The organism is Sphingomonas sp. Leaf230, assembly GCF_001421745.1.
GTDB lineage: Bacteria > Pseudomonadota > Alphaproteobacteria > Sphingomonadales > Sphingomonadaceae > Sphingomonas.
Window position 1 is genome coordinate 1 of record NZ_LMKW01000012.1, and the last position, 24,874, is coordinate 24,874.

Consider the following 24,874-nt stretch of genomic DNA (forward strand, 5'->3'; position numbering starts at 1 on the left):
CCCGGCCCTTGCGGGAAGCTGTAGCGGTGGTGGCCGGTGCGCTCGGTCAATCGCTCTCACTCCTTCCCTCGATGCACGAGGTCAGGTCGACCCCGATCCAGGCATCGTACGTGAAGGGGCTGCAAATCTCATCTGCTGTCAAAATGCAGCCGCCGCGATACACCATCTTGCGCGCCTGTTCGCGCGTGATCCAGCCGTTGACGACGCCGATCGGATAGGCGGTCAACGCGAACCCGACGGCGGCGATCGACGAGAAGGACGGCGTCGGCCAGCGATCGAGCGCCAGCCCGGTGACCGGGTCGGTCGTGTCCCAGAAATACAGGAACGCACGCTCCTGCAGATTGTCGATCAGCGGGTTGGCGGACGGCGGCGGTGCAGGCGGCGCCGTGCCTGTAACGCTCTCGATCGCCTTGACCAGCGGCCGCCCGACCGATGTGCATCCCGCGGTAAGTCCACCGAGCGAGATCGCCCCGGTGCCGAGAAACTGCCGTCGATCGAGCATCCGAACTCCTGATCAGGGTACGCCACGACCATTAGGTCAGGCGGGCAACTGGAAGGGTCGCCCGTCCATAACGCATCAGAACCTGTAACCAACCCTGAACTGGATCCGCCGCGGGAGCGTCAGCGTGCTCGTGCCGATCCGTGCAGGCTCGAGCGGATCGGTCGCCTGGCCGGTCGCCGGATCGATCGTGTTGTTGAACGACGCGTCGAACCCTTCGAAGTTCTTGTTGTTGAACGCGTTGAGCAGGTCGACCGCTGCCTCGAACTGATCCTCCTTGCCGAGCACGCTGAAGCGCTTGGCAAGCGTCAGGTTGACCTCGCAATAGGCGAACACGCCCTTGATGCAGTTCTTCCGCGGATAGCGCGCGGTGAAGCGGTTGAAGCCCGAATCCGCGCCGTTGGTCGCATCGGTGACCTGGAACGCCTGGCCGCTGCCCAGCGTGTTCAGCATCGAGAACTGGAAGCCGAGCGGCAGGTCGACCATGCCCGAGATGACGACCCGGTGACGTTCGTCGCCGGCACGCGGGCGCCAGCCATAGGCGTCCGGCGTGATCGCATCGAGGCTGAACAGGTCGCCGCCGTCCTGCTCGCCCTTCGAGAAGGTGTAGGCGACGTTCAGGCCCCAGCCCGACGACTTGGTGTAGTTCTTGTCGAGCGTGAAGTAGATCGCCTTGTACCGCGTATCGAGTCCGTCGAGGCCCACGATCGCGTTCGCATAGCCGAACGGTTGCAGCGGCGCGGTGTTGCAGCAGCCACCGAGCCCGTTCAGGGTCCGCGTCGCAAAGATGTTGGTATAGCCGTTGCGCCCGCGGATGTAGGATGCGGTCAACGCGGCCTGGAAGATTCCGACCTTCTGGCGAATGCCGATGCTCGCCTGGTCGTTGACCGGTGGGCGCGCGTCGTTCTTCACCGCGAACAGTTCCGGCAGCCCTTGCGTCGAGGTGGCAGCGAGCTGCAACAGCCCGTCGCGCGTCATATAGGCGGGGTTCCACTGGACGGTCGGTAGGCCCTCGCGCGGCGCGCCGTTTGGCGAGAAGCGGAACACGCCGATCGGGTTGATCGTGCGGCTGACCTCGTCGACCGTGTTGTTGAAGTTATTGCGATCGTAATAGCGCCCGATCCCGCCGAAGATGACCGTCGTCTGGTCGTCCTTCAGATCGTACGAAAACCCGAATCGGGGGGCGATTGCGCCAGCGAACGGACTGCGGTTGCTGCCGTCGGTGATGTAGTTTTCTGGATCGAAATACGACGTCGTGGGCAGCGCGCGCAGCGCGGCGGCGGCGTTGGCGGGCGTACGATACTCGTTATTGAAGCCGTTCGTTTCGTAATCCCAGCGGACGCCGACGTTGAGCTGGAGCTTGCTCGTCACGTCCCAGTCGTCCTGCACGTACAGACCGATCTGCGTGTTCGAAGCGAGGATTTTGCCGCTGCCGAGGCCCAGTCGTGCTTCGGCCGGCGACGCGAAGGTCAGCCCGTTCTGCGGCTCGCGCCGATAGGTGTAACGCGGCTGGATGAACGACTGGTTGTCGAACTCGATATCGGTGATCTCGACGCGGGCGCCTGCCTTGAACGAATGGTTCTGAAGGCCGGTGTAGGTGACGTCGTCGCGCAGCGTGTAGCCCTGCTGGACCTCACGGCGGGTCGAATCCTTCCCGCCGAAGATGATCACGCCATCATAGTCGTAGGTCGGAAGATCGGGATTGAGCGACGTCGGATTGAACGTGTAGCTCAGGTAATTGGCGTTGAACTCGTTGATGAAGTTGCTGCCGGTATAGGTCCATTTGTACAGATAGGTGTCGACGACGTTGATCTTGTTCTCGGCGTTTTCATACGAGACGTTGCCGCCGAAATTCTGGATGTCGGTTTCCTGGCGTCGGCTGAACGACAGGTCCATCACCTGGTTGCTGTCGGGAGTCAGCGTCAGCTTGCCGAAGTAGAAATCGCCACGGAACGGACTGACGAACGCGCCTTCGAAGTCGCTCAGGCGACGCCCGGAATTGGCCTCGAAATCGGCGACCGCCGCGGTCGATCCGGTGCTGTCGACGTTGAACGCGCGATCCTGGTCGTTGCCTTCGTAGGTCGCGAAGAAGAACAGCTTGTCCTTGATGATCGGGCCGCCGAGCGACACGCCGTATTGCTTGCGCTTGAAGGCGGTTCGGGGCGATTATTGGCCTTGTCGAGGTAGGATTTCTCGCCGAGGCTCTTGTCGGTATACTGGCCGAACGCCTCGCCGTGGAACTCGTTGGTGCCCGACTTGGTGACGGCGGTGATGATCGCGGCGCCGGCCTGCTCGTACTCGGCCTTGTAGTTCTGCGTCAGGACGCGGAATTCCTGCACCGCCAGCTGGCCGAACGGGTTGCCGCGGCTGTTCTGCTGGCCGGCGACGCCGCCCTCGCGCAGCTTGTTCTTCAGGCTGACGCCGTCGATGAACACGTTGACCTGGCTGGCGGTCGACGCGCCCGACTGGAACCCCTTGTTGGTCTCGCTGTCGTTGTATTTCACGCCCGGCGCCAGCGCTGCGAACGACAGGAAATTGCGATCGGTCTGCGGCAGGTTGCGAATCTGCTGCTGGCTGACGTTGGTCGCGACTTCGCTGGTCCTGGTCTCGACCAGCCGCCCGCCGGTAACCACGATCTCCTGGCCGTCGCCTGTGGCCGGAGCCGAGCCGCCGGTCGTGGCGCCGGTTGCGTCGGTGTTCGCAGCCGGCGCCGCCGCCGCCGGGGCGAGCGTCGCGTCGAGCGTCGCGGACTGGCCGATCGAGACGATGATGCGCTGTACCGATACGTCGCCGTTCGTACCCGTGACGGTGATCGTGTACTGCGCCGGCCGCAGCCCGTTGAGGATGTAACTCCCGTTCGCTGCCGTCACCGTGCGGAAGCTCTGGTTGGTCCCCCCGTTCACCGCCACCACCGCCGCGCCGGCCACCGCCGCGCCCGCCGCATCGCGGACCTGTCCGCGGATCGCGGCGGTCGTCGTCTGCGCGGTTGCGGTGGTCGGCAGGGCGACTGCCGATCCGAGGATCGTCGTCGTCACCAGCGCAGCGCGCAGCGCCGCGACCATCGTGGTCTTCATGTCGAATAGTCCCCTGTGCTGGACGGGATCGGCAAATGGCTGGGCACAATCGGGGCTGTCCTGCCGATGGCAGTGCCGAATGCTGCTGTTCGCGACGGTCGCGACCCCATGCCCTGGACCTCTCCGGTTGCCGCTCCCGATGAAGACGGCCCCGGCGCCATGATCTTTGTCGCGCTGCCGGGATCGAGGCTCTACGCTCGCTTCTCGAACTCTGCCAATGGCTGGACGACGTTGGGCGTGGATTCGGCGACGGTCCGTGTCATAATCGCCACAATCCATGTTTGTGGCCCATGTTCGACAGTAATGAGGCTGAAGATGACCAATGATCCCTTGGGTTTTTCCGGCGTCGACGTCACCCGCGACGGGCATGTCGCCATCGTCACGTTCGCGCGGCCGCCGCACAACTTCGCCGATCTCGCGCTGATCGAGGCGATCGGGGCTGCGTTCGCCGCCGCGGATGCCGACCGCGAGGTGCGCGCGATCGTGCTACAATCCGAGGGCAAGGTGTTCTGCGCGGGGGCGGACCTCGTCAACGCCAATCCGGTCGCCGCGGACCGGGCTGAGGGCGAGCGCAACCCGTTCTACGTCGCCGCCGCCAAGCTGTTCGCCGTCGAGACGCCGGTCGTTGCCGCGATCCAGGGTGCAGCGGTCGGGGCAGGGCTCGGCCTCGCGCTCGTCGCCGATTTTCGCGTGGCCTCGCCCGAGGCGAAGTTCGTCGCCAACTTCGTCCAGATCGGCTTCCACCCCGGCTTCGGTATCTCCGCGGTCCTGGAACGTGTGATCGGACGCCAGCGCGCGCTGCTCATGACCCTGACCGCGCGTCGTATCCGCGCCGAGCAGGCGGAGGCCTGGGGGCTGGCGGACGCGGTGGTACCCGCGGACCAGTTGCGCGCGGAGGCGTTGTCGCTGGCAAGGGAGATCGCGGCAGGCGCGCCACTCGCGGTCGGCTCGACGCGAAAGACGATGCGCGGAGACCTGTTCGCGCTGGTCCAGTCACAGACCGATCACGAACTCGCTGAACAAGCCTGGTTGCAGAAGACCAACGACTTTGCCGAAGGTGTCAGCGCGGTGAGCGAACGCCGTCCGGGCAATTTCACGGGCACCTGAAAAAATGTTCCCCCGCGAAGGCGGGGGCCCAGACTGGGCTACCGCCTTCGCGGCAGAACAAGCTTGAAGCGGGGCCGCCCCTCACTTCATCAAGACAAGCTCTTCCGCCATCGTCGGATGCAGCGCGACCGTCGCGTCGAAATCGGCCTTGGTCAGCCCCGCCTTCACCGCCACCGCAGCAGATTGCAGGATCTCCGGACAGTCCGGCCCGATCATGTGAATGCCGACCACCCGGTCGGTCTCGCCATCGCAGATCATCTTATACAGCGAACGCTCGTTGCGGCCCGCCAGCACGTTCTTCATCGGCCGGAAATCGCTCGAATACACCCTGACCGAGCCGAGTGCTTCCCGCGCCTGCGACTCGGTCATCCCGACACCCGCCATCGGCGGGTGGCTGAACACCGCGGCGGGCACGTTGGCGTAATCGACGCGTGTCGGCTTGCCACCAAAGAACGTGTCAGCAAACGCCTGCCCCTCGCGGATCGCGACCGGAGTCAGCTGAATCCGGTTGGTGACGTCGCCGACCGCGAAGATCGACGCGCAGCTCGACATGTTGTCCTCGTCGACGACCACGGCGCCCGCCGCGTCCATCTCGACGCCCGCGGTTTCGAGCCCGAGGCCCTTTGTGTTCGGCAGGCGCCCGGTAGCGAACAGCACAAGGTCGACGACGATCGGCTCATGACCGCTCATCTTGACCGTCAGGCAACCGTCCGAATCCTTCTCGATGCTCTCGAACGCGGCATTGAAGCGGAAATCGATGCCCTTGCTCATCGAGATCTGGAGCAGGCGGTCGCGGATCGATTCGTCATAACCGCGCAGGATCACATCGGTACGGTTCACGAGAGTGACGTGCGATCCGAACTGGTGAAAGATCCCTGCGAACTCGTTGGCGATATACCCTGCGCCGGCGATCAGCACGCGCTTCGGCACGTCGTCGAGGTGGAAGACTTCGTTCGAAGTGATGCCGTGCTCGGCACCGGGGAATTCGGGCACCAGCGGATGCGCACCAACCGCGATCAGGATCTTCGCCGCCGTCTTCACATTGCCGTCGGCAAGCGTGACTTCGTTCGGCCCGGAGACGACCGCACGCTGGTGGATGATGTCGACGTGATTGTTCTGCAGCGTGGTCGTGTAGGCGCCGTTGATCCGGTCGACCTCCTCCATCACGTTGTCGCGCAGCGTCGGCCAGCTGAACGCGCAGTTGTCGGGCACCTGCCACCCAAACCGCTTGGCGTCCTTCAGGTCCTCGGCGAAATGCGCGCCGTAGATCAGCAGCTTCTTTGGCACGCACCCGCGAATCACGCAGGTCCCGCCGACCCGGTATTCCTCGGCGACCGCGACGCGGGCACCGTGCGCAGCGGCAACGCGCGATGCCCGCGTGCCGCCCGAGCCGGCGCCGATGACGAACAGGTCATAGTCGAATTGGGTATCGGTCACGGATGTGGTCTCGGTCACGGGCAGTCCTCGTAGGTCGCGTGCCGCGGGGCGGCTTTGCATGCCATCTGGGGCAGGGGGCGCGGGGCGGCAACCCCGGCGCGGCGATCACGCTGATCGGCTCAGCCTATCGCTGCCCCGCCTTGCGCATCGGCATCGCATCGATCGTCGCCTCCAGCGCGGCGGCGGGGAAGGGCTTGGCGCTACGCAGTTTCTCGCCGCCGTCCTTGCCGACCAGGATCGCCATGAACCCATCGGGGAGGCGGTATTTGTGACGGATCGATGCGGGGGTGTCGCCCGCCCCGCGGACTTGATCGCCGACAACCTCAACGACGGTGAGGTCTCGCTTGTCGGCGTTGCTCTTCCATCCGGCGAGGATGCGGCGTTGCTCAGCGAGCGTGGGGTCTCCCGGGCTCGGGGCGGAGACGATCAACACGCGCCGCTCCCACTTCATCTGCGCAATGGTGGGAGAGGCGGCGAGCGCTACGGCAAGGAAGATCGACATGAAGGTGAAACGCGCGAGTAACGCGAGCGCTCCTCCCCCATACCACCCCGGCGAAGGCCGGGGCCCAATTGGGTGAACCGTGGTGGATCAAACCCGAGCCTTCCCAATTAGGCCCCGGCCTTCGCCGGGGTGGAGTAGCTGAGGGCAACTTCAAATAAAGGGGTAGGCCCCCCAAAACCTCACCCGAACGCGCGCTTGATCAGATCGTCCGTCGAAGGATCGAACGTCTGCCCGCCCTTCTCCGCGGCCTTCGCCATTTCCTTCCCCAATTCCACCCCGAACTGGTCGAACGAATTTATCCCCAGCAGCACCCCGTTCACGAACACCCGGTGCTCATAGAACGCGATCAGCGCCCCCAACGTCCGCGCATCCAGATCATCCAGCAGCAACGTCGACGAAGGCCGATCGCCCGAATAGCTCCGCGCCGGATCCTCGACCTGCTTGCCCGCCATCAACGCCGCACCCTGCGCGAACGCATTCAGCAACAGCGCCCGGTGATGCTCTTCGGGCAACGTATCGCCCGGCTCGATCACCGCGATGAACTCGACCGGCACGAGATGCGTGCCCTGGTGGAGCAACTGGAACACCGCATGCTGCGCCTCGGTGCCGACGCCACCCCAGGTGATCGCCGCCGACGGCCGCCCGAGCGGCTGACCGTCGACCGTCACGGACTTGCCGTTCGACTCCATCTCCAGCTGCTGGAGATAGCTCGGCAGCAACCGCAACCGCTCGTCATACGCGAACGGCGCGCGCGTCTCGGCATGGCGGATCTGCGTGTAATACAGGTCGGCGAACGCCGCGAGCGCAGGCGCATTCTCATGCAGAGCCGATAGCCGGAAATGCCGATCCATCTCGGCCGCCCCCTCGAGCAGTTCCTCGAACCGGTCCCACCCCAGCGCGATCGCCGCGGGGAAACCGATCGTCGACCACAGCGAATACCGCCCACCGACGCTCTCCGCGAACGGCAGGATACGCGTCTCGTCGACACCCCATTCCATCGCCTTCTCAGGGGACGCGGTCAGCGCGATCACGCGGCCATACGGGTCCTCGACATTATGCTCGGTCATCCACTGCAGCACGCTTTCGGCGTTCATCAGCGTCTCGGTCGTGGTGAACGTCTTCGACGCGACCACCAGCAACGTCGCCGCCGGATCGAACTTCGCGAACACGTCCTCCAGCGCCACGCCGTCAACATTGGCGACGATCGCCACGTCGTAGCGCTTGTCGTCACGCCCCAGCGCATCGACCAGCAACTGCGGCCCCAGCGCCGACCCACCAATTCCGACATGCAGGATATGCCGCACCGGACCCAGCGCCTCCGCCTCGATCGCATCGATCAGCGTCCGCATCCGCGCGTGGCTCGCCTGCGCGATCGCGACGCTCTCGGGCTTGCCCTCGCCGCGCTCGGCAGTGTGCTCGACCGCGCGGCCCTCGGTGACGTTGACGACCTCGCCCGAGAACAGTGCCTGGCGCTTGCCCGACAGGTCCTGCGCCTTCGCCATCTCTTCGAACGCGGTGACCATGTCCGTCGTCAGATGCGTCTTCGACCAGTCGAAGTGGATCCCCGCGACATCGAGGCTTAGCTTCGAGAGCCGCTCCGAGTCGGCCGCGAACAGGTCGGTCAGCTTGGTGGCGGGCAGGGCTTCGATCTTGGACCAGTCGGCGGTCATGCTACTTCTCCGAATAGACGTGCGCGCCGGTCATGCTGCAAGCGCGAGACCGCGACAACGCTCTTTCGGTGACACGTATCCCGCACACGCTTGACGATAGGCGCGGTCTGGGCAAACCCGCGCACATGGCAAATGACGTGAAGACACCCGCGCGGTCAAAGACACCCCGTTCGGAAACGAGCGAGACCTTCCGCTTTCTCCTGAAGCTCGCGGTGGTCGTGCTGATCCTGCGCAGCTTCATCTTCGCGCCGTTCAGCATTCCGTCCGAATCGATGCTCCCCCGCCTGCTGATCGGCGACTATCTCTTCGTGTCGAAGTGGAATTACGGATACTCCCGCTGGTCGCTGCCCGCCGGCATCCCGCTGATCCCCGGTCGCATCTTCGGCAGCACGCCGACCCGCGGCGACGTCGTCGTCTTCCGCGCGCCCGAAGTGCTCGACCACGACGTCATCAAGCGCGTCATCGGCCTGCCCGGCGAGACCATCCAAATGCGGCAGGGCACCGTCTACCTCAACGGCAAGCCGATCCCGAAGCTCCGCATCGCCGACTTCACGATCCCGCTGACCGAGAATTTCAACGCCGAGAAATGCGGCGCGCCGTACGTCGACGTCGTCGCAAACGTCCAGATCTGCCGTTACCCCCGCTTCCGCGAAACCCTCCCCGGCGGGCGCAGCTACGAAGTCCTCGACCAGGCCGAACTCCCCGACCGCGACGACACCGGGCTCTACACGATCCCCGCCGGCCACATCTTCGTGATGGGCGACAACCGCGACGACAGCGGCGACAGCCGTTTCCCCGCGCCGCAAGGCATGGGCTACGTCCCGCTCGAAAACGTCGAGGGCAAGGCGGTAGTCAACTTCTTCTCCACCGACGGCAACGCGGAGTGGCTCAAGCCCTGGACCTGGGTCAGTGCGGCGCGCTGGAGCCGCATCGGGGAAGGCTTTTGAGTGATCTCGCCGGCTGGCTGAAGACGCTCTTCGGCCGCGCACCGACCAACCTCGCCCCCTATGAGCGCGCGCTGACGCACGGCAGCCAGGCCGCGGCGAACTACGAGCGACTCGAGTTCCTCGGCGACCGCGTCCTCGGCCTGATCATCGCCGAATGGCTGTACGAACTGTTTGCCACAGACCCCGAAGGCTCGCTGTCGAAACGCCTCAACGCGCTCGTCACCGGCCCGGTCTGCGCCGATGTCGCGCGAGAACTCGGCGTCCGCGCGCACCTCAAGCTCGGCAAGCAGGCGCGCGACGACGGCGCCAGCGACAGCGACAACGTGCTCGGCGACGTAATGGAAGCGCTGATCGGCGCCTGGTATCAGGAAGCCGGCCTAGACGCCGCCCGCAAGTTCGTCCGCGGCGCCTGGGGAGACAGGGTGCAAGCCGGCGCCAAGGCCCCGCAACATCCCAAATCCGCCCTCCAGGAATGGGCCGCCGCCCACAACCGCAAGCCCCCCGAATACACCATCGTCGAACGCACCGGCCCCGGCCACGCCCCCAAATTCACGATGCTGGTGTCGGTCGGCAAGCTCGCCGAAGCGACCGCGACGGGCTCCAGCAAGCAGGAAGCCGAAACGGCGGCGGCCAAAGCGCTGCTGGAGAAGCTGGGCTGAGAAGAATGGTTCACGCGGAGACGCGGAGCCGCGGAGGTGTTGCGGTTGGAACTCCGGTCGTGCCCCGAACGCCTCCGAGATAATCGGCGGCGCATGATCGCACACGGCGCGAGCCCCATTCACACAATCTCCGCGTCTCCGCGTGAACCAACTTCTCTTTCCTAAACTGTGAACCGCGCGACGACGGGCAGGGCCGCAATTCGGCGGGAATGACGCGAGGGCGTTTTGTCTGTATGACCGCCCCCGAATATCCCGATGCCGAAAAGAGCCTAAGTGACCGAACCTGCTACTTCTGAAATCTCCGCCCCCAAGCATTGCGGCCTGGTCGCCATCGTCGGCGCGCCGAACGCGGGCAAGTCGACGCTCGTCAACGCGCTCGTCGGCCAGAAGGTCGCGATCGTCAGCCCGAAGGCGCAGACGACTCGCGCGAAGCTGATGGGCGTTGCGATCGAGGGCGACACGCAGATCCTGCTCGTCGACACCCCCGGCATCTTCGAGCCCAAGCGCCGCTTCGACCGCGCGATGGTCGCCGCCGCCTGGGGTGGCGCGGAAGGGTCGGACATCATCGCGCTTGTGGTCGACGCGAAGGGCGGGATCGGCGGCAAGGTCACGACGATCGTCGAGTCGCTGGTCGGCCGCACCGAGCCGATCTGGCTGATCCTCAACAAGGTCGATCTCGCCGACAAGACCAAGCTGCTGATCCACGCCGAGAAACTCAACGCACTGCTCCCGTTCGCCGAGACGTTCTTCATCAGCGCCGGCACCGGCGACGGCCTCGCCCACTTCAAGACGCAGCTCGCCAAGGCGATGCCCGAAGGCCCGTGGCACTACCCCGAGGACCAGGTCTCCGACTCGACCGAGCGCGCGCTGGCGTCCGAAGTGACGCGCGAGCAGCTTTACCTCCAGCTCCACGCCGAACTCCCCTATGCGAGCACGATCGAGACCGAGCAGTATATCGAACGCCAGGACGGGTCGTTGGAAATCCACCAGCAGATCCTCGTCGAACGCCCCACCCAGCGGGCCATCGTGCTCGGCAAGGGCGGCGTCCGCATCAAGGAAATCGGCGCCCGCTCCCGCATCGAACTGTCCTCGATCACCGGCAAGCCCGTCCATCTATACCTGCACGTAAAGGTAAAGCCGGGCTGGGACGAAGACCGCGAAGTCTACCGCGACATGGGCCTCGACTGGGTCGACTGACCCTCGTCAAAAAGACTGTTCCCCCGCGAAGGCGGGGGCCCAGACTGGACTCCCGCCTTCGCGGGAGAACAATCTTCCGTGGTTCACGAGGGGCACTGAAGTCCCCAATCCACCACCACCCCGGCGAAGGCCGGGGCCCAATTGGGGGACGCCCATAACGGCGGGCAGTGCATCGTTACTGCGACCTCTCCAATTGGACCCCGGCCTTCGCCGGGGGGGAAGCGGTGTGGCGTAACGTCTGGAAAAAAAGCAGGATGTCCCCCCGCCTTCGCGGGGGAACAAGCTTATGACAGAAGCTCGTCCACCCAAGCCGGCACCAAGACCCCAGCCGCCCCGATCCGCGTCTCCTCGAAGAACACGCTCCCCATCGAAGGATCGAGGTTCAACTCCAGCGTCCGCGCCCCATGATACGCCGCGGTCTGCACGAACCCCGCCGCCGGATAAACCGCCCCAGAAGTCCCGATCGAAACGAACAGATCGGCCTTCGCCAACGCCGCCTCGATCCGCTCCATCTGGTACGGCATCTCCCCAAAGAACACGATGTCCGGCCGCAACGCCGCCGCCCCGCACGCCCCGCACACCGAACCCTCCGGCAACGCCCCCGACCAAGGCTCACGCGCCCCACAAACGGCACACAGCGCCGACAACAACTCGCCATGCATATGCAGCATCCGCGTCGCCCCCGCCCGCTCGTGCAAATCGTCGACATTCTGCGTGACGATCAGCAGCTCGCCCTCCCAAGCCGCATCCAGCCGCGCCAGTGCGTGGTGCGCCGCGTTAGGCTCGACCGTCGCCAGAGCCGCGCGCCGCAGATCGTAGAACCGGTGCACCAGTTCCGGATCCGCCGCGAGCGCCTCGGGCGTGCAGACATCCTCGATCCGATAGCATTTTGGAGCCAGATCGTTTTCGTAAACATCCCAATAGGTTACGCCGCCCTTAGAGCGAAATGTCGGGACGCCGGACTCGGCGGAAACGCCCGCGCCCGTCAGGATTACAATGTTCTGGATATCGCGCATGGCGACAGAATACGCGAGTGACGGAATGTCGGAAAGTGGTGGAAAGCAGCCTTTCCGCTTTGGTGCGGAGCAATACCAAGTCTCGCCAACTCGGCGGCGGCAATAGCCAAGTATTGTCGATAGACTGCAATCAGGATAAGCTGGAAGTATAAAATGTTTAGGGGAGGAAGAAATGCGTAGATTCCTGCTTAGTATGATTGTCTCAATCATCGCATCGGCGGCCGGAGTACAGGCACAACAAGGGGGCGCGGGAGCGGGGCCGAACAACAGCGGTCCTGGAGACTTAAACCGCCAGCGGGTTTTCGAAGAGTTCCAAGTAGGCGTTGCCGACTCCAATCGATTGACGACGCGGCCTGTTCCGACGCTGCCGGGAGAAATTAGGCAGGGGCTGGACGTTCACGATTCAAAGGGATTGGTGATCGGCAAAGTCGAGTCCGTCGGTAAAAGCTTTGCGACGGTATCGAGCGCGATCGGTAGCGTCGAGGTAGACTTCACCTCCTTTGCAAAAAACAAGAACGGGCTTTTGATCAATATGCCCAAGAGCAAGATCGACGTGCTGATGGCGCGCGGTCATCCGGCATCGTGAGGGGCTGATAGGCTCAGCCCCCCCCCGTCGCCTCTTCACATGGCGGAGTGTTCCCCGCCGCACCCCGCCGCGCTGACGTCAGACTTTGAAAAAGCGGACCGGCCGCAATCGCGTGATCCGATCGGACCGATGCGTCCGGTTTCCCCTGTCGGACGTTGAGCAGCATCGACCACGCCACCATGGCCGTGCGCGACCCGTTCGCAGGTGCCGTGTCGGCGTCTAGGCCGGCAGAACTGAAGGATCCGATGCGATGTTGACGAAGAAACTGGTGCTGCTGAGCGGCGTGGTCGCGGTCCTTGGCGGCTGTGGTCAGACGACTTCGACCGACTCGAACACCTCGACCGCAAACATCGCCATGGGCAACACTAGCGCCGCGGCGAGCGTGACCCCGGCCGTAAACCGCGTCCGCGGCGTCATCACCGCGATCGGCACCGACGCGCTGACCGTCCAGACCTATGACGGCAAGTCGGCCACCGTGCCGCTCGACGCCAACACCAAGTTCGCCTGGGTGGTGAAGTCCGACCTGTCGACGCTCAAGGATGGCGACTTCATCGGCACCGCGACGACTGGTCCCGACAACGCGTTGCGCGCGGTCGAACTGGTCATCTTCCCCGAGGCGATGCGCGGCACCGGCGAGGGGCATTATCCTTGGGATGTCCCCGGCGCGGTCGCGGCTGCAGGCGGCGGCACGAATGGGTCCAGCGCAATGACCAACGGTACCGTCGACGGGCAGAGCGCGATGACCAACGGCACCGTCGATGGCCAGAGCGCAATGACGAACGGCACGGTCGCGCAGCAGAGCGGCATGACGAATGGCACCGTCACCGGCGGCGCAGGCAAGCCCGGTGAGACCAAGCTGAGCATCTCGTACAAGGGCGGCAAGGCTCAGGTCGTCGTTCCCGTCGGCACGCCGATCGTCCGGTTCGAGCCGGCCGAGCGCACCGTCCTCGCCAAGGGCCAGAAGCTGTTCGCTATCATCTCGCCGGGCTCCGCGGGCGCCAGGTCGGTCGCCGTAGGCAAGGACGGCCTGACGCCGCCGATGTAATCGCACTAAGCCTGTGATATAACTAGGAAAGGTCGGGGTGGCGCGAAGGCTATCCCGGCCTTTTCCATTTGGTGGCATCGGATACGCCAGGGCCCGTTGGTGTGACCTTATCGTAACCTTTAGCCGTTTGCGCCCCGATCACCGGCACGACCCCGTCTTCAAAAATCGCACGATCGCCGCTAAGACCCCTGCAAACCTGTATCCGTAAAGGCGCTGCATGACCGTCATCACCGAAGCCGACCTGATCGAAAGCGTCGCCGACGCACTCCAGTTCATCAGCTACTACCACCCGATGGACTACATTCGCGCCTTGGGCGTCGCGTACGAGGCCGAGCAATCGCCCGCCGCCAAGGATGCGATCGCGCAGATCCTGACCAACAGCCGGATGTGCGCCGAGGGCCACCGCCCGATCTGCCAGGACACGGGGATCGTCACGATTTTCGTCAAATGGGGCCAGGATTGCCGCCTGAACTCGACCCGCTCGCTCCAGGAAGTGATCGATGAGGGCGTGCGGAAAGCCTATCTCAACCCCGAGAACAAGCTGCGCGCGTCGATCCTCGCCGACCCCGCCTTCACGCGTCGCAACACCAAGGACAATACGCCGAGCGTGATGCATGTTGAGATGGTGCCCGGCAACACGGTCTCGATCGACGTCGCGGCGAAGGGCGGCGGCAGCGAGAACAAGTCGAAGTTCAAGATGATGAACCCGAGCGATTCGATCGTCGACTGGGTGCTCGAGATGATCCCGCAGATGGGCGCCGGATGGTGCCCGCCCGGCATGCTCGGCATCGGCATCGGCGGCACTGCCGAGAAGTCGATGATCCTCGCCAAGCAGTCGCTGATGGGCTCGATCGACATGGCGCAGCTGAAGGCGCGCGGGCCGAAGAACGACATCGAGGCGCTGCGGATCGAGATCTACGACAAGGTCAACGCGCTCGGCATCGGCGCGCAAGGCTTGGGCGGGTTGTCCACCATCCTCGACGTGAAGATCTTCGACTGGCCGACGCACGCCGCATCGAAGCCGATCGCGATGATCCCCAACTGCGCCGCCACCCGCCACGCGCATTTCGTGCTCGACGGCTCGGGCCCGGTGTATCTGGAAGCGCCGAAGCTGGAGGAATGGCCCGACGTCAACTGGACGCCCGACAAGGCCGCGATCCGCGTCGACCTCGACACGCTGACGCCCGACGTCGTGCAGACGTGGAAGCACGGCGACCGCCTGCTGCTCAACGGCAAGATGCTGACCGGGCGCGATGCGGCGCACAAGCGGATCAAGGACATGCTCGATGCGGGCGAGCCGCTCCCGGTCGATTTCAAGGGTCGTGTGATCTATTACGTCGGGCCTGTCGATCCGGTCGGGGAGGAAGTTGTCGGCCCGGCGGGACCCACTACGGCGACGCGCATGGACAAGTTCACGCGGATGATGCTCGACCAAGGCCTTCTGGCGATGGTCGGCAAGGCGGAGCGCGGCGGCGATGCGACCAAGGCGATCGCCGAGGCCAAGTCCGCGTATCTGATGGCGGTCGGCGGCGCGGCGTATCTGGTCGCGCGCGCGATCAAGGGATCGAAGGTCGTTGGCTTCGCGGATCTCGGGATGGAAGCGATCTACGAGTTCGAGGTCAGCGACTTCCCAGTGACCGTCGCGGTCGATTCCGCGGGTGAGAACGTCCACCAGCTTGCACCGCTGGTGTGGCGTGAGAAGATCGCGCGCGAAGGGTTGCTGACGCCGGCATGACGACCCGCGCACGCAGAAGGGGGCAGCGCCCAGTCCGGTGGATCGTGGCCATCTTCCTTCTGCTTGTCGTCGCGATCGTCTACGCGCCGCAGTTGCTCGCGTTTCCATATAAGCAGCACGTCGGCACCGTCACCGTCTATGCCGAGCGTCCGATCGATCCGCGGATCGGCAGCGAACTGGCGCGCGCGGAAGGGTTGCTGCGCGCCAGTCCGATCTACACCGGCCCGCTCGATCGGTCGCTGTTCCTGACGGACGGTGGCTGGCGGTGGCGCCTTCTGGCCATCCAATCGCCGGGCGCCTTTGCGTTCCGCCGGCGCTTCAGTTCGGCGATCGTCTTCAACCGCAGCGACGTCGGCGCGGATCGCGTGACGAACGGTCGTGCGATCGGCGGCACTCGCACGCTGTCCGGCGTGATCGCGCACGAGACGACGCACATCATGATCGCCAACCATCTTGGCGAAGTGCGCAGTGCTATGCTCCCGACCTGGCAGCAGGAGGGGTATGCGGATCATGTCGCGCGCGAGAGCAGCCTGACGGACGCGGAGGCCGCACGCCTTCGCAACACCGATCCGGCCGCGCCGGCGCTGGTATATTACGATGCCCGCCGAAGGGTGGCGGCGGCGTTGGTCGCGAAGCGCGGATCGGTCGACGCGTTCTTCGCGGGCGGCTGAACGAAGCCGAGCCCGGAACGCACCCCGGCCAGTCCTGTTGGTAATACGACCTTATCGGAGCACGCTCATCATGCCCAAGACCGCAATCGCCCTCGTCGCAGCCTTCGCCCTCGCGACCACGGCCTCGGCCCAGACCACCGCGCCGCAATCGGCGTCGACGCAAAACGGTCTTGGCGGTCTTGGTGGACTCGGCGGCCTGGGTGGCTTGCTTGGGGGTGCGTTGCCGAGTGTCGGATCGATCGGTGCCGGTAACGCCGCCGGCCTGCTCGGATATTGCCTGAAGAACAATCTGCTCGGGCAGGGTGGTGCGCTTGGCGCGCTGACCGGCGGACGGAATGCACCGCGAGCAGGCAGCACCGCGAGAGCCCCGGCTACTGGCGCGCAGTCGATCCTCCAGCGTCTGACCGGGCGACAGGGGGTGCAGACGTCGCCGGGCTATGCCGCTGGACAAGACGGCGAAGTGCAGGCGCCGAACGGCCAGGCGTTTTCGCTCGACGACCTCGGCGGGCAGGTGAAGACACGGATGTGCAGCATCGTCCTCAACCGGGCGAAGTCGTTCCTGTAGGTGAGGCCGCGACGGAATAAGGGAGGGGCGCGGACACCACGCGTCGCAAATCGAGGTGTTTGCATCAGCAGCCCGCTCGGTCCTGCCTATTTCCCGTCATCCTGACAAAAGTCAGGATCCAGAGTAACCCAATGCAGCCCTTTGCGACCCTGGATCCTGACTTTCGTTAGGATGACGGCAAGGGTGGAGCATTCACTTGTGATGCATCGGCTGCTTCAGCATTGGCCCGATGCACGTTTGATTGCCTGTTCCTCGACCTTAAAGGGGCACAGCGATGACCGGTGAGGAGGGAAAGTGAGTACCCGATCGCCTGCGCCTGCCAATATCGTCAGTTAGGCGCAGCGAGGGTGGCTTCAACGATTGCCGTCATCGTCAGCTCATGCAACGTCGTAAATGGCACTGTGTCGACCACCATCGCCACCCTAACACTCCCACAAACGAAAAGAGGCTGCCGGACCGTCTCACGACGAACCGACAGCCTCCTGACATGGTCAGCGGCCGGAGAGCTCCAGCCCGGAGGACCATGCGTACCGCATATCCTATGACACGCGCGTTGACTGGGAGAGGATACTCCCCACGCATGTCGGCGGCGTTAGCGGTGCGTCCCCCGAACGAACCGAACCGAACTCACTGCTGAACCATGAGACATCGGATCACCTCCTTTCGCTTGTTGAAACAACGCGGCCAAGCCTGACCGCAACGCCAATGTGTGCCGACCGCGCCTGCGATACAAGCCTTGTTTTACGGAAGTTTTCGGTCAATTCTGTGCGACTGCCGGTTCAACGAAGTCAGCCGCGGCAATCCTCGGTGACGCGCTCGATCTCGGCCCAGGCGGGCACGACGAGCGGCGGCAGTCCGGCCTGCTGGACGACGAACCGCCCGCGACTGAACCCCATCGCTTCTAGCAACGAATCGTTCGGCATCAGCGCAGCCGCGACATAGGGAGGCGTGCCTCCGGTCGGCTGTACGGACACGGCGCGCGTCACGCTCGACGTGCGGATCGTCAGCGGCGCCGGCGTGCTGCCTGCGCGCGACAGATAGACCTGGCGCGCCGCGGTGTCGCATCGCACCGTCAGCGAAGCATCGGCATTGGCAGGCCCGAACAACGCGATCGAACCGCGCGCATCCCGGCGATACACCCACGTCCCCGGCGAATACGGCCAGTCGCGCCAGTCGGCAGCAATCGGTGCCGGACGCGGTGCCAGAGTAGGGGCCGGGGCCACGGTGCGCGGCGGGGGCGGCGCTTCGGCCCGCGGTGGCGGCACGCAGCCCGCGATCGACGCGAGCGTCGCCAGACCGGCAAGCCGCGCTAGGACGAGAGGGCGGGCAAGCGATCGCAAGCCGACGAGGTGAGGGGACGGAGTGCGCATCGCATCGCTATGCGGCACGCCCGGCGGTCGCTCAAGTACGACGAAGAGCGCCCGGCGGGAACCGCCGCACGGTGATACCGGTTCAACGACGGAAGAAATCAGGAGAACGTCCATGTCCGATACCGCCGCCCAGACGCCCACCCAGCTGCTTGTCCAGTCGAACATCTCCGGCACGATGAAGGTCGAGAGCCGCGACGGCGACAATGTCGGCTCGGTTCACGCGTTCATGGTCCACAAGGGCACCGGCCGCGTCACCCACGCCGTGCTCAGCCTCGGCGGATTCCTCGGCATGGGCAAGAGCTTCTACCCGCTGCCCTTCGCGCTCCTCCAGTTCGACGCCGTCCGCGACCTTTACGTCGTCACGATCGACAAGCGCGTCCTCGAAGGCGGCCCGAGCTGGGCGAACAACGCGCCGGTGTTCGACCAGGCCTATGCCGACCGCGTCGCAAGCTACTACGGGTCGAGCAGCGAGGACCTCGTCGTCGGCTAAGCTACATTTCGACCGGTGCGGGTAAGTTGCCTGCACCGGTGACGTCCGCGATCACCGCGACCGCGATCCCCCCATCCGCATTTTCTGGCTCTTGCCGTAACGCGTTTTCCGCGTGCCCGGCTTGCCCTCGTTCGACCGCCCCATGACCGGCGCCTTCTGCTGGTCGACGGGTAGGCCCAGTTCCTCGTTCTCTAACTGCCGGATCTCGTCGCGAAGTCGCCCGGCGGTCTCGAACTCCAGGTCGCTCGCCGCCTTGCGCATCTGCTTCTCGAGGTCCTCGATATACGCGCGCAGGTTGTGGCCGACCATGTGAGGGCGGTCCTCGTCGATCGGGATCGTCACCTGATCCTGGCTCGCGACGTGCGCGATGATATCGCCGATGTTGCGGCGGATCGTCGTCGGGGTGATCCCGTGCTCGGTGTTGTACGCGACCTGCTTCTCGCGGCGGCGCGACGTCTCGTTCATCGCGCGTTCCATCGATCCGGTGACGCGGTCGGCGTACAGGATCACACGGCCGTCGACGTTGCGCGCGGCACGCCCGATCGTCTGGATCAGCGACGTCTCGGAGCGCAGGAAGCCCTCCTTGTCCGCATCGAGGATCGCGACCAACCCGCATTCGGGAATATCGAGCCCCTCGCGCAACAGGTTGATGCCGATCAGCACGTCGTACACGCCGAGCCGGAGGTCGCGGATCAGTTCGATGCGTTCCAACGTCTCGACGTCGCTGTGCATGTAGCGGACCTTGATCCCCGCCTCGTGCATATATTCGGTCAGATCCTCCGCCATCCGCTTGGTCAGCGTGGTGACGAGCGTGCGGTAGCCGAGCGCCGTCGTCTTCCCGACCTCGACGATCAGGTCCTGGACCTGTTCTTCAACCGGCTTGATCTCGACGGGCGGATCGATCAGCCCGGTCGGGCGGATGACCTGTTCGGCGAACACGCCGCCCGTCTGCTCCATTTCCCAACTGCCGGGAGTCGCCGAGACATAGGTCGTCGGCGGCCGCATCGCGTCCCATTCGTTGAAGCGCAGCGGCCGGTTGTCGATCGCCGAGGGCAGGCGGAAGCCATATTCGGCGAGTGTCAGTTTGCGACGGTGATCGCCGCGCGACATGCCGTTGATCTGGCCGATCGTGACGTGGCTCTCGTCGACGAACAGCAGCGCGTTGTCGGGGAGATATTCGAACAACGTGGGTGGCGGCTCGCCCGGCATGCGCCCGGTGAGGAAGCGCGAGTAATTCTCGATCCCCGCGCAGGAGCCGGTCGCGGCGATCATTTCCAGATCGAAGTTCGTCCGCTGTTCGAGACGCTGCGCCTCCAGCAGCTTGCCCTCCAGCACCAGCTCCTTCAGCCGCTCGGCGAGCTCGTGCTTGATCGCCTCGCCCGCCTGCTTGAGCGTCGGGCCGGGCGTCACGTAATGCGAGTTCGCGTACACGCGCACCGAGTTCAACGATGCGACCTTCTTGCCGGTCAGCGGATCGAACTCGATGATCTCCTCGATATCGTCGCCGAAGAACGAGATGCGCCACGCGCTGTCCTCGTAATGCGACGGGAAGATCTCCAGCGTGTCGCCCTTCACGCGGAAATTACCACGCTGGAACGCCGCGTCGTTGCGCTTGTACTGGAGCGCAACGAGCTTCCGCACAATCTCGCGCTGGTCGACCGTCGTGCCCTTCTTGAGGTCGAAGATCATCGCCGAATAGGTCTCGACCGAACCGATGCCGTACAGGCATGACACCGACGCGACGATGATCACGTCGTCGCGTTCGAGCAACGCGCGGGTGGCGGAATGCCGCATCCGGTCGATCGACTCGTTGGTCGACGATTCCTTCTCGATGTACGTGTCGGAGCGCGCAACATACGCCTCGGGCTGGTAATAATCGTAATAGCTGACGAAATATTCGACCGCGTTGTCGGGGAAGAACGACTTCATCTCGCCGTACAGCTGTGCCGCCAGAATCTTGTTCGGCGCGAGGATCAGCGCGGGCCGCTGGACGCGGTTGATGACGCTGGCCATCGTGAAGGTCTTGCCCGAGCCGGTGACGCCGAGCAGCACCTGGTCCTTCTCGCCGTCGCCGATCGCGGAGACGAGTTCGGCGATCGCGGTGGGCTGGTCGCCCGCGGGTTCATACTCGCTGACGAGGTTGAACCGCTTGCCACCCTCGACCTTGTCGGGGCGGGCGGTCGGGCGGTGCGGGACGAAGCTTTCGCCGGTTTCGGGCTCGGCGAGGCTGGTGCGGATCTGAATGGCCATCGAGGGGGAATATGGGGAACATGGCCTGAGTCGGCAACGGCCACGGGACCTGTTTGGCCGATGCCAAGTTTAGCTGTTGTTGACCCGTCCGGCTCGCGCCCATAATGCGACCGTTTCGCAAGCCATCGATCCGCCAGCGCCCGCGCGTAGGCCAAGGAATAGACGCATGACCGCCCCGACCGTCGAAGCAACCCGCGCGCCCGCGCTGATCCCCGAGACCCCCGCGTTCCTCAACGCCAAGGTGCTGTGGGTGCGTCACTGGAACGAACATCTGTTCAGCTTCGCGATCGAGCGGCCCTCGACCTTCCGCTTCCGCTCGGGCGAGTTCGTGATGATCGGTCTTCCGCAGGAAGGCGGCAAGCCGATCATGCGCGCCTATTCGATCGCGTCGCCGCATTATTCGGAGGAACTCGAGTTCCTGTCGATCAAGGTCGAGGACGGCCCGTTGACCTCGAAGCTCCAGCTGATCCAGCCCGGCGACGAAGTGTATCTCGGCAAGAAGCCGACCGGTACGCTGGTGCTCGACGCGCTGCTGCCGGGGAAGCGGCTATTCATGTTCTCGACCGGCACCGGCCTCGCGCCATTCCTCAGCCTGATGCGCGATCCCGATGTGTATGCGGCGTATGAGCAAGTGATCGTCGTGCACAGCGTGCGCCGCGTGAGCGATCTCGCCTATCACGACGAGATGGTAGGCCTGCTGGCGGAGGATCCGCTGATCGCCGACGAAGCGCAGACGCAGTTTCATTACATCCCGACCGTGACGCGCGAGCCGTTCCGCACCACGCGGCGGATCGGCGCGCTGATCGAGGACGCGTCGCTGTTCGGCCACCCGGTCCGCGGCGAGCAGAAGCTGAACCCCGAGACCGACCGCGCGATGCTGTGTGGCTCGACCGAGATGATCAAGGAGTTCGCGGTGATGCTCGAGGCGCAGGGCTTCGAGGAGGGCGCGAATTCGAAGCCGGGTACGTTCGTGATCGAGCGCGCTTTCGTCGGCTGATCCACGACCGCAACGCTAGCTGCTCCCCCGCGAACGCGGGGGCCCAGGGACTCATTTGCGCCGAACTCCGGGAGGGTGCGGGCCTGGACCCCCGCGTTCGCGGGGGAACGGTAAAGGCGGATTGTCTCCGCCGCTGAACCCGTCGATAGGCCTCTCCACCAAACAGGAGAGACCCATGATCGGTTACGCGACGCTCGGCACCAACGACATCGACTCGGCGCTGGCGTTTTACGACGCGCTGTTCGCGACGGTCGGCGGCAAGCGCCTTATGCAGATGCCCGACGCACGCCAACTGACCTTCTACGGCGCGGGCCCCGACAAGCCGATGCTCGTGATCGGCAAGCCCTATGACGGCGCGCGCGCGACCGCGGGCAATGGCACGATGGTCGCGCTAGCGGCGGACTCGCGCGAGCAGGTCGACCAAGTCTACGCCAAGGCGATCGAACTCGGCGGCGCGGACGAAGGCGCTGCCGGCATGCGTGGACCTGAGGAAATGGGCTTCTACGGCGCGTATTTTCGCGATCCGGACGGCAACAAGCTCTGCGTGTTCAAGATGGGGTGAGGTGCGGGCGCGATTAAGGGAAATACCACCCCGGCGAAGGCCGGGGCCCAATTGGAAAGGTGGCAGTAACGGGGGGCTGTCCACCGTTAGCAGCCTTCCCCAATTGGGCCCCGGCCTTCGCCGGGGAGGTCGGATGTGGAGCCGGCGTTACCCTTCATCCTCCTTGTTCTCCCGCGAAGGCGGGAGCCCAGTCTGGGTCCCCGCCTTCGCGGGGAAACAGGCTTACTCGCTCGAAGAGAATACCCTCCGAGCAGGCCCGAGGTGACCGAAAATCTAGCGCAGAGCCCGAACCGCCGGCGTATTGAGGCACTTTAGCAACGCCTCCCGCGACATCGTCACACCCGCCGCCGGCTTCACATACCCCGCAACCTCCGTCGGCCGCCCGATCGTCACGGGCGCGAACCCAGTCTGCCCCGTACACCGCATCGCCGCCGCCAGCAGTTTCGGCGGCGTATCATACCCCTCGAACGACAGCCGGAACGTCCCCCAGTGGATCGGGATCGCGTGCGCCGCGCCCAGCCGGCGATAGACCTCGACCGCGTCCACCGGTCCGATATGGCTGCCCGACTCCATCTGCCCATCGACGAACCGGAACGCACCGATCGGGATAAGCGCCAGCCGGATCGGCCCTAGCGCCGCCGCCTCGCGCGGCCATTGACCGTCGCCCATCCCGGTATCGCCCGCAAAGAACACGTTTCCGCCCGACAGAGTCACGACGAAGCTCGACCACAAGGCGCGGTTGCGATCGGTGAACCAGCGGCTGCCCCAATGATGGTTGCGCGTCACGACGACGTCGACGCCCGGCTTGATCGCCACCCGCTGTCCCCAATCGAGCGCAGTGGCCTGCGCGCCGGTCTGGCCGATCACGCTGTCGTTGCCCAGACTGGTGACGATGCGCGGCCGATCGCGCTGCCAGAGCCGCTTGAGGGTCGCCTTGTCGAGATGATCGTAGTGATTGTGGCTGACCAGCACGAGGTCGATCTTGGGCAGCGCATCGAACGCGATCCCCGGCTCGGCGACACGACGTGGTCCCGTGCCGAGCGGTCCGGCCTTATCCGCCCAGACCGGATCGGTGAGGATGTTCAGCCCCTGCGTCTGGATCAGTACGCTGGCATGGCCGACCCACGTCACGACCATCCGCTCGCCCTCGACGCGGACGGGCGGCGCGATGCGGTTCACTGCGACCGACTTCGGCCACACAGGCCGGCCATCGCTGCCGGTGAAATACTTCCAGAAGAAGCTCGCCCGGCCACCGCCACTGCCCTTGGGCTGGATCTGCTTGGTATCCGCGTCGCCGTCGGGATTGAAGAACCGCGCACCGTCGAAATGCCCCGACGTCGCCCCACGATAATAGATTCGGTCGAGAAATTGCGGCACGATCGTCACGATCAGCGCACCGATCACGACCAGCAACAGGATCGCACCGCCGACGATCTTCAATAGTCTCGTCACGGCGTTCCTGTCTGCATGGATTGGATGTCGCCCTAACGCACGCTGGCGATCATCGTTCAGATCAAGCGTGCGATGCGGTCCGCCGTGCGAAATTCCGCCGTTCGAAATTCCATTGCCACAGCATCAGCAACGGCACGACGATCGTCTCCATGCCCAGCCCGAGCACATGACCGTGCGATGGCACGCCGACCGCGATCAGCGATATCAGCCGCGACACGCCGCCAACGAAGATCAGCCCGCCGAGCAACCGGAACCGCGGTCCCTTGCGCTCGATATCCGGGATGCAACTCACGAACCCGAGCCCGGTCGCGAAGAATATCCCCGAGATATACCGGAAATGGCTGTCGAGATCCCGCGGCACGTCGGCCAGATGCCCGAATGGCGCAGGTCCGTGCAGGATGCCCTGGCCGCCGACGATCAGCGGCAACAGGCACGCCGCCGCGATCACGGCCTGCAACAGGCGCTTCTCGATCGAGCCGGTCATGGCAGGGGCCTCAGCAATTCGGGGCGGATGCGGAAGGCGCGGAGCGAAATCCGCACCTCGAAGATGAACGAGATCAGTGCGGCGATCAGCAGGATCATCGCCAGGATGAAGCACACCGCGACGTAGGTCCCGAAATGCAGCTTCGCGAGTTCGGCGATGAACAGCAGCGCGATCAGGATACACGTCATGATCGCGCTGGAGACCGCGAGGAACAGCGCGGCGTTGATGATCGTCATCCGGCGGTCGAGCAGGCGCAATTCCCAGACGAAGCGGACATGCTCCGGCCCGGTACTGCTCGCGTGCAGGTGCTCCAGCTTCCTAGCGCGGTCGATCACCCGTGACAGGCGACCGGCGAGCACGTTCAGCAACTGGCCGATACCCGCCAGCATGAACACGGGTGCTAGCGAAAGCTGGATCGTCTGGGCGATCGTCGAGACGGCGGGGATCGTCGGCATGCGGGCACCATGTGGTAAAACGCGCTCGATAGGAAGAACGCGCGTACCGCATGGCGCCGCAATTACAGCGGCTTGCCGCTGCTTGCCTCGCGCAGGCCTCCAGG

The 24,874-nt window shown here is 64.9% G+C and carries 23 protein-coding genes and 1 pseudogene; 12 read left to right on the plus strand and 12 right to left on the minus strand.

Features of this window, described 5'->3' with window-relative positions; genetic code table 11:
• Positions 1 to 46: 46 nt before the first annotated feature.
• The 3 genes and pseudogenes from ASE82_RS15950 to ASE82_RS20415 all read right to left on the minus strand — a co-directional run.
• Complete coding sequence (locus tag ASE82_RS15950) at positions 47 to 502, minus strand: hypothetical protein (protein ID WP_056065519.1); 456 nt, start codon at positions 500 to 502, stop codon at positions 47 to 49.
• A gap of 75 nt (positions 503 to 577) precedes the next feature.
• A complete protein-coding gene (locus ASE82_RS20165; RefSeq protein WP_443025117.1) occupies positions 578 to 2,629 on the minus strand; it encodes a TonB-dependent receptor domain-containing protein in 2,052 nt (683 codons plus the stop codon).
• Between the two features lie 656 nt (positions 2,630 to 3,285).
• A pseudogene (locus ASE82_RS20415) lies at positions 3,286 to 3,942 on the minus strand (carboxypeptidase-like regulatory domain-containing protein); the annotation flags it as partial.
• On the opposite strand from ASE82_RS20415, the gene ASE82_RS15960 reads away from it, so the two are divergent.
• Complete coding sequence (locus tag ASE82_RS15960) at positions 3,889 to 4,680, plus strand: enoyl-CoA hydratase/isomerase family protein (RefSeq protein ID WP_056066022.1); 792 nt, start codon at positions 3,889 to 3,891, stop codon at positions 4,678 to 4,680. The pseudogene ASE82_RS20415 and the gene ASE82_RS15960 sit on opposite strands and share 54 nt — an antisense overlap.
• An 81-nt stretch (positions 4,681 to 4,761) precedes the next feature.
• On the opposite strand, the gene gorA is transcribed toward ASE82_RS15960, so the two are convergent.
• From gorA to pgi, 3 genes are all read right to left on the minus strand, one after another.
• Positions 4,762 to 6,135 carry a glutathione-disulfide reductase gene (gorA, locus tag ASE82_RS15965; RefSeq protein WP_235524764.1) on the minus strand — a complete coding sequence of 458 codons (1,374 nt, stop codon included), beginning with the start codon at positions 6,133 to 6,135 and terminating at the stop codon, positions 4,762 to 4,764.
• A gap of 106 nt (positions 6,136 to 6,241) precedes the next feature.
• On the minus strand, positions 6,242 to 6,619 hold the full coding sequence (locus ASE82_RS15970; RefSeq protein WP_056065523.1) for a DUF4174 domain-containing protein: 378 nt from the start codon (positions 6,617 to 6,619) through the stop codon (positions 6,242 to 6,244).
• A 179-nt stretch (positions 6,620 to 6,798) separates the two neighbouring features.
• Positions 6,799 to 8,289: a glucose-6-phosphate isomerase gene (gene pgi, locus ASE82_RS15975; protein WP_056065526.1), complete on the minus strand. Its 1,491-nt coding sequence runs from the start codon at positions 8,287 to 8,289 to the stop codon at positions 6,799 to 6,801.
• A gap of 125 nt (positions 8,290 to 8,414) precedes the next feature.
• Here pgi and lepB point away from each other — a divergent pair, with 125 nt between their 5' ends.
• The 3 genes from lepB (at position 8,415) to era (ending at position 11,092) form a co-directional block, all read left to right on the plus strand.
• The gene (gene lepB / locus ASE82_RS20175) at positions 8,415 to 9,236 is read left to right on the plus strand and encodes a signal peptidase I (RefSeq protein WP_056065529.1); all 822 of its coding nucleotides are present in this window, start codon (positions 8,415 to 8,417) and stop codon (positions 9,234 to 9,236) included.
• Positions 9,233 to 9,895, plus strand: coding sequence for a ribonuclease III (gene rnc / locus ASE82_RS15985; protein WP_056065532.1), 663 nt, complete (start codon positions 9,233 to 9,235; stop codon positions 9,893 to 9,895). The genes lepB and rnc overlap by 4 nt, the downstream gene beginning before the upstream one ends.
• A gap of 273 nt (positions 9,896 to 10,168) precedes the next feature.
• On the plus strand, positions 10,169 to 11,092 hold the full coding sequence (gene era / locus ASE82_RS15990; protein ID WP_435368543.1) for a GTPase Era: 924 nt from the start codon (positions 10,169 to 10,171) through the stop codon (positions 11,090 to 11,092).
• 284 nt (positions 11,093 to 11,376) lie between these two features.
• Here the strand turns inward: era and ASE82_RS15995 are convergent, their stop codons facing one another.
• Positions 11,377 to 12,108 carry an NAD-dependent deacylase gene (locus ASE82_RS15995; protein ID WP_056065535.1) on the minus strand — a complete coding sequence of 244 codons (732 nt, stop codon included), beginning with the start codon at positions 12,106 to 12,108 and terminating at the stop codon, positions 11,377 to 11,379.
• A gap of 172 nt (positions 12,109 to 12,280) precedes the next feature.
• Between ASE82_RS15995 and ASE82_RS19560 the strand changes: the two genes are divergently transcribed.
• From ASE82_RS19560 to ASE82_RS16015, 5 genes are all read left to right on the plus strand, one after another.
• The gene (locus ASE82_RS19560) at positions 12,281 to 12,694 is read left to right on the plus strand and encodes a hypothetical protein (protein WP_156348934.1); all 414 of its coding nucleotides are present in this window, start codon (positions 12,281 to 12,283) and stop codon (positions 12,692 to 12,694) included.
• 250 nt (positions 12,695 to 12,944) lie between these two features.
• Positions 12,945 to 13,739: a hypothetical protein gene (locus tag ASE82_RS16000; RefSeq protein ID WP_056065538.1), complete on the plus strand. Its 795-nt coding sequence runs from the start codon at positions 12,945 to 12,947 to the stop codon at positions 13,737 to 13,739.
• A gap of 217 nt (positions 13,740 to 13,956) precedes the next feature.
• Positions 13,957 to 15,474 carry a fumarate hydratase gene (locus ASE82_RS16005; protein ID WP_056065541.1) on the plus strand — a complete coding sequence of 506 codons (1,518 nt, stop codon included), beginning with the start codon at positions 13,957 to 13,959 and terminating at the stop codon, positions 15,472 to 15,474.
• Positions 15,475 to 15,518: 44 nt separating this feature from the next.
• Complete coding sequence (locus ASE82_RS16010) at positions 15,519 to 16,145, plus strand: hypothetical protein (RefSeq protein WP_056065544.1); 627 nt, start codon at positions 15,519 to 15,521, stop codon at positions 16,143 to 16,145.
• 70 nt (positions 16,146 to 16,215) lie between these two features.
• On the plus strand, positions 16,216 to 16,710 hold the full coding sequence (locus ASE82_RS16015; protein ID WP_056065547.1) for a DUF2501 domain-containing protein: 495 nt from the start codon (positions 16,216 to 16,218) through the stop codon (positions 16,708 to 16,710).
• Between the two features lie 788 nt (positions 16,711 to 17,498).
• On the opposite strand, the gene ASE82_RS16020 is transcribed toward ASE82_RS16015, so the two are convergent.
• Positions 17,499 to 18,080 (minus strand): hypothetical protein, encoded by a 582-nt coding sequence (locus tag ASE82_RS16020; RefSeq protein WP_235524765.1) that lies wholly within the window; start codon positions 18,078 to 18,080, stop codon positions 17,499 to 17,501.
• 112 nt (positions 18,081 to 18,192) lie between these two features.
• Here ASE82_RS16020 and ASE82_RS16025 point away from each other — a divergent pair, with 112 nt between their 5' ends.
• Entirely contained in the window at positions 18,193 to 18,570 is a 378-nt protein-coding gene (locus ASE82_RS16025) for a PRC-barrel domain-containing protein (protein WP_056065550.1), read from the plus strand.
• A 51-nt stretch (positions 18,571 to 18,621) separates the two neighbouring features.
• On the opposite strand, the gene uvrB is transcribed toward ASE82_RS16025, so the two are convergent.
• Positions 18,622 to 20,820: an excinuclease ABC subunit UvrB gene (uvrB, locus tag ASE82_RS16030; protein ID WP_056065553.1), complete on the minus strand. Its 2,199-nt coding sequence runs from the start codon at positions 20,818 to 20,820 to the stop codon at positions 18,622 to 18,624.
• Positions 20,821 to 20,986: 166 nt separating this feature from the next.
• On the opposite strand from uvrB, the gene ASE82_RS16035 reads away from it, so the two are divergent.
• Positions 20,987 to 21,817, plus strand: a complete 831-nt coding sequence (locus tag ASE82_RS16035; RefSeq protein ID WP_056065556.1) for a ferredoxin--NADP reductase — start codon at positions 20,987 to 20,989, stop codon at positions 21,815 to 21,817.
• A 175-nt stretch (positions 21,818 to 21,992) separates the two neighbouring features.
• Positions 21,993 to 22,379: a VOC family protein gene (locus tag ASE82_RS16040; RefSeq protein ID WP_056065559.1), complete on the plus strand. Its 387-nt coding sequence runs from the start codon at positions 21,993 to 21,995 to the stop codon at positions 22,377 to 22,379.
• 273 nt (positions 22,380 to 22,652) lie between these two features.
• On the opposite strand, the gene ASE82_RS16045 is transcribed toward ASE82_RS16040, so the two are convergent.
• The 3 genes from ASE82_RS16045 to ASE82_RS16055 all read right to left on the minus strand — a co-directional run bounded on the left by ASE82_RS16045 (position 22,653) and on the right by ASE82_RS16055 (position 24,770).
• A complete protein-coding gene (locus ASE82_RS16045; RefSeq protein ID WP_056065562.1) occupies positions 22,653 to 23,831 on the minus strand; it encodes an MBL fold metallo-hydrolase in 1,179 nt (392 codons plus the stop codon).
• Positions 23,832 to 23,892: 61 nt separating this feature from the next.
• Positions 23,893 to 24,315, minus strand: coding sequence for a DUF4345 domain-containing protein (locus ASE82_RS16050; protein ID WP_056065565.1), 423 nt, complete (start codon positions 24,313 to 24,315; stop codon positions 23,893 to 23,895).
• Positions 24,312 to 24,770, minus strand: coding sequence for a DUF2721 domain-containing protein (locus ASE82_RS16055; RefSeq protein WP_056065567.1), 459 nt, complete (start codon positions 24,768 to 24,770; stop codon positions 24,312 to 24,314). Before ASE82_RS16055 ends, ASE82_RS16050 begins: the two co-directional genes overlap by 4 nt.
• Positions 24,771 to 24,874: the final 104 nt, after the last annotated feature.

Coding starts and splice junctions, on each gene's coding strand:
- ASE82_RS15950 (WP_056065519.1), bottom strand. CDS start 502: ATGCTCGATCGACGGCAGTTTCTCGGCACCGGGGCGATCTCGCTCGGT.
- ASE82_RS15960 (WP_056066022.1), top strand. CDS start 3,889: ATGACCAATGATCCCTTGGGTTTTTCCGGCGTCGACGTCACCCGCGAC.
- ASE82_RS15970 (WP_056065523.1), bottom strand. CDS start 6,619: ATGTCGATCTTCCTTGCCGTAGCGCTCGCCGCCTCTCCCACCATTGCG.
- pgi (WP_056065526.1), bottom strand. CDS start 8,289: ATGACCGCCGACTGGTCCAAGATCGAAGCCCTGCCCGCCACCAAGCTG.
- lepB (WP_056065529.1), top strand. CDS start 8,415: ATGGCAAATGACGTGAAGACACCCGCGCGGTCAAAGACACCCCGTTCG.
- ASE82_RS15995 (WP_056065535.1), bottom strand. CDS start 12,108: ATGCGCGATATCCAGAACATTGTAATCCTGACGGGCGCGGGCGTTTCC.
- ASE82_RS19560 (WP_156348934.1), top strand. CDS start 12,281: ATGCGTAGATTCCTGCTTAGTATGATTGTCTCAATCATCGCATCGGCG.
- ASE82_RS16000 (WP_056065538.1), top strand. CDS start 12,945: ATGTTGACGAAGAAACTGGTGCTGCTGAGCGGCGTGGTCGCGGTCCTT.
- ASE82_RS16005 (WP_056065541.1), top strand. CDS start 13,957: ATGACCGTCATCACCGAAGCCGACCTGATCGAAAGCGTCGCCGACGCA.
- ASE82_RS16015 (WP_056065547.1), top strand. CDS start 16,216: ATGCCCAAGACCGCAATCGCCCTCGTCGCAGCCTTCGCCCTCGCGACC.
- ASE82_RS16020 (WP_235524765.1), bottom strand. CDS start 18,080: ATGCGCACTCCGTCCCCTCACCTCGTCGGCTTGCGATCGCTTGCCCGC.
- ASE82_RS16025 (WP_056065550.1), top strand. CDS start 18,193: ATGTCCGATACCGCCGCCCAGACGCCCACCCAGCTGCTTGTCCAGTCG.
- uvrB (WP_056065553.1), bottom strand. CDS start 20,820: ATGGCCATTCAGATCCGCACCAGCCTCGCCGAGCCCGAAACCGGCGAA.
- ASE82_RS16035 (WP_056065556.1), top strand. CDS start 20,987: ATGACCGCCCCGACCGTCGAAGCAACCCGCGCGCCCGCGCTGATCCCC.
- ASE82_RS16040 (WP_056065559.1), top strand. CDS start 21,993: ATGATCGGTTACGCGACGCTCGGCACCAACGACATCGACTCGGCGCTG.
- ASE82_RS16050 (WP_056065565.1), bottom strand. CDS start 24,315: ATGACCGGCTCGATCGAGAAGCGCCTGTTGCAGGCCGTGATCGCGGCG.
- ASE82_RS16055 (WP_056065567.1), bottom strand. CDS start 24,770: ATGCCGACGATCCCCGCCGTCTCGACGATCGCCCAGACGATCCAGCTT.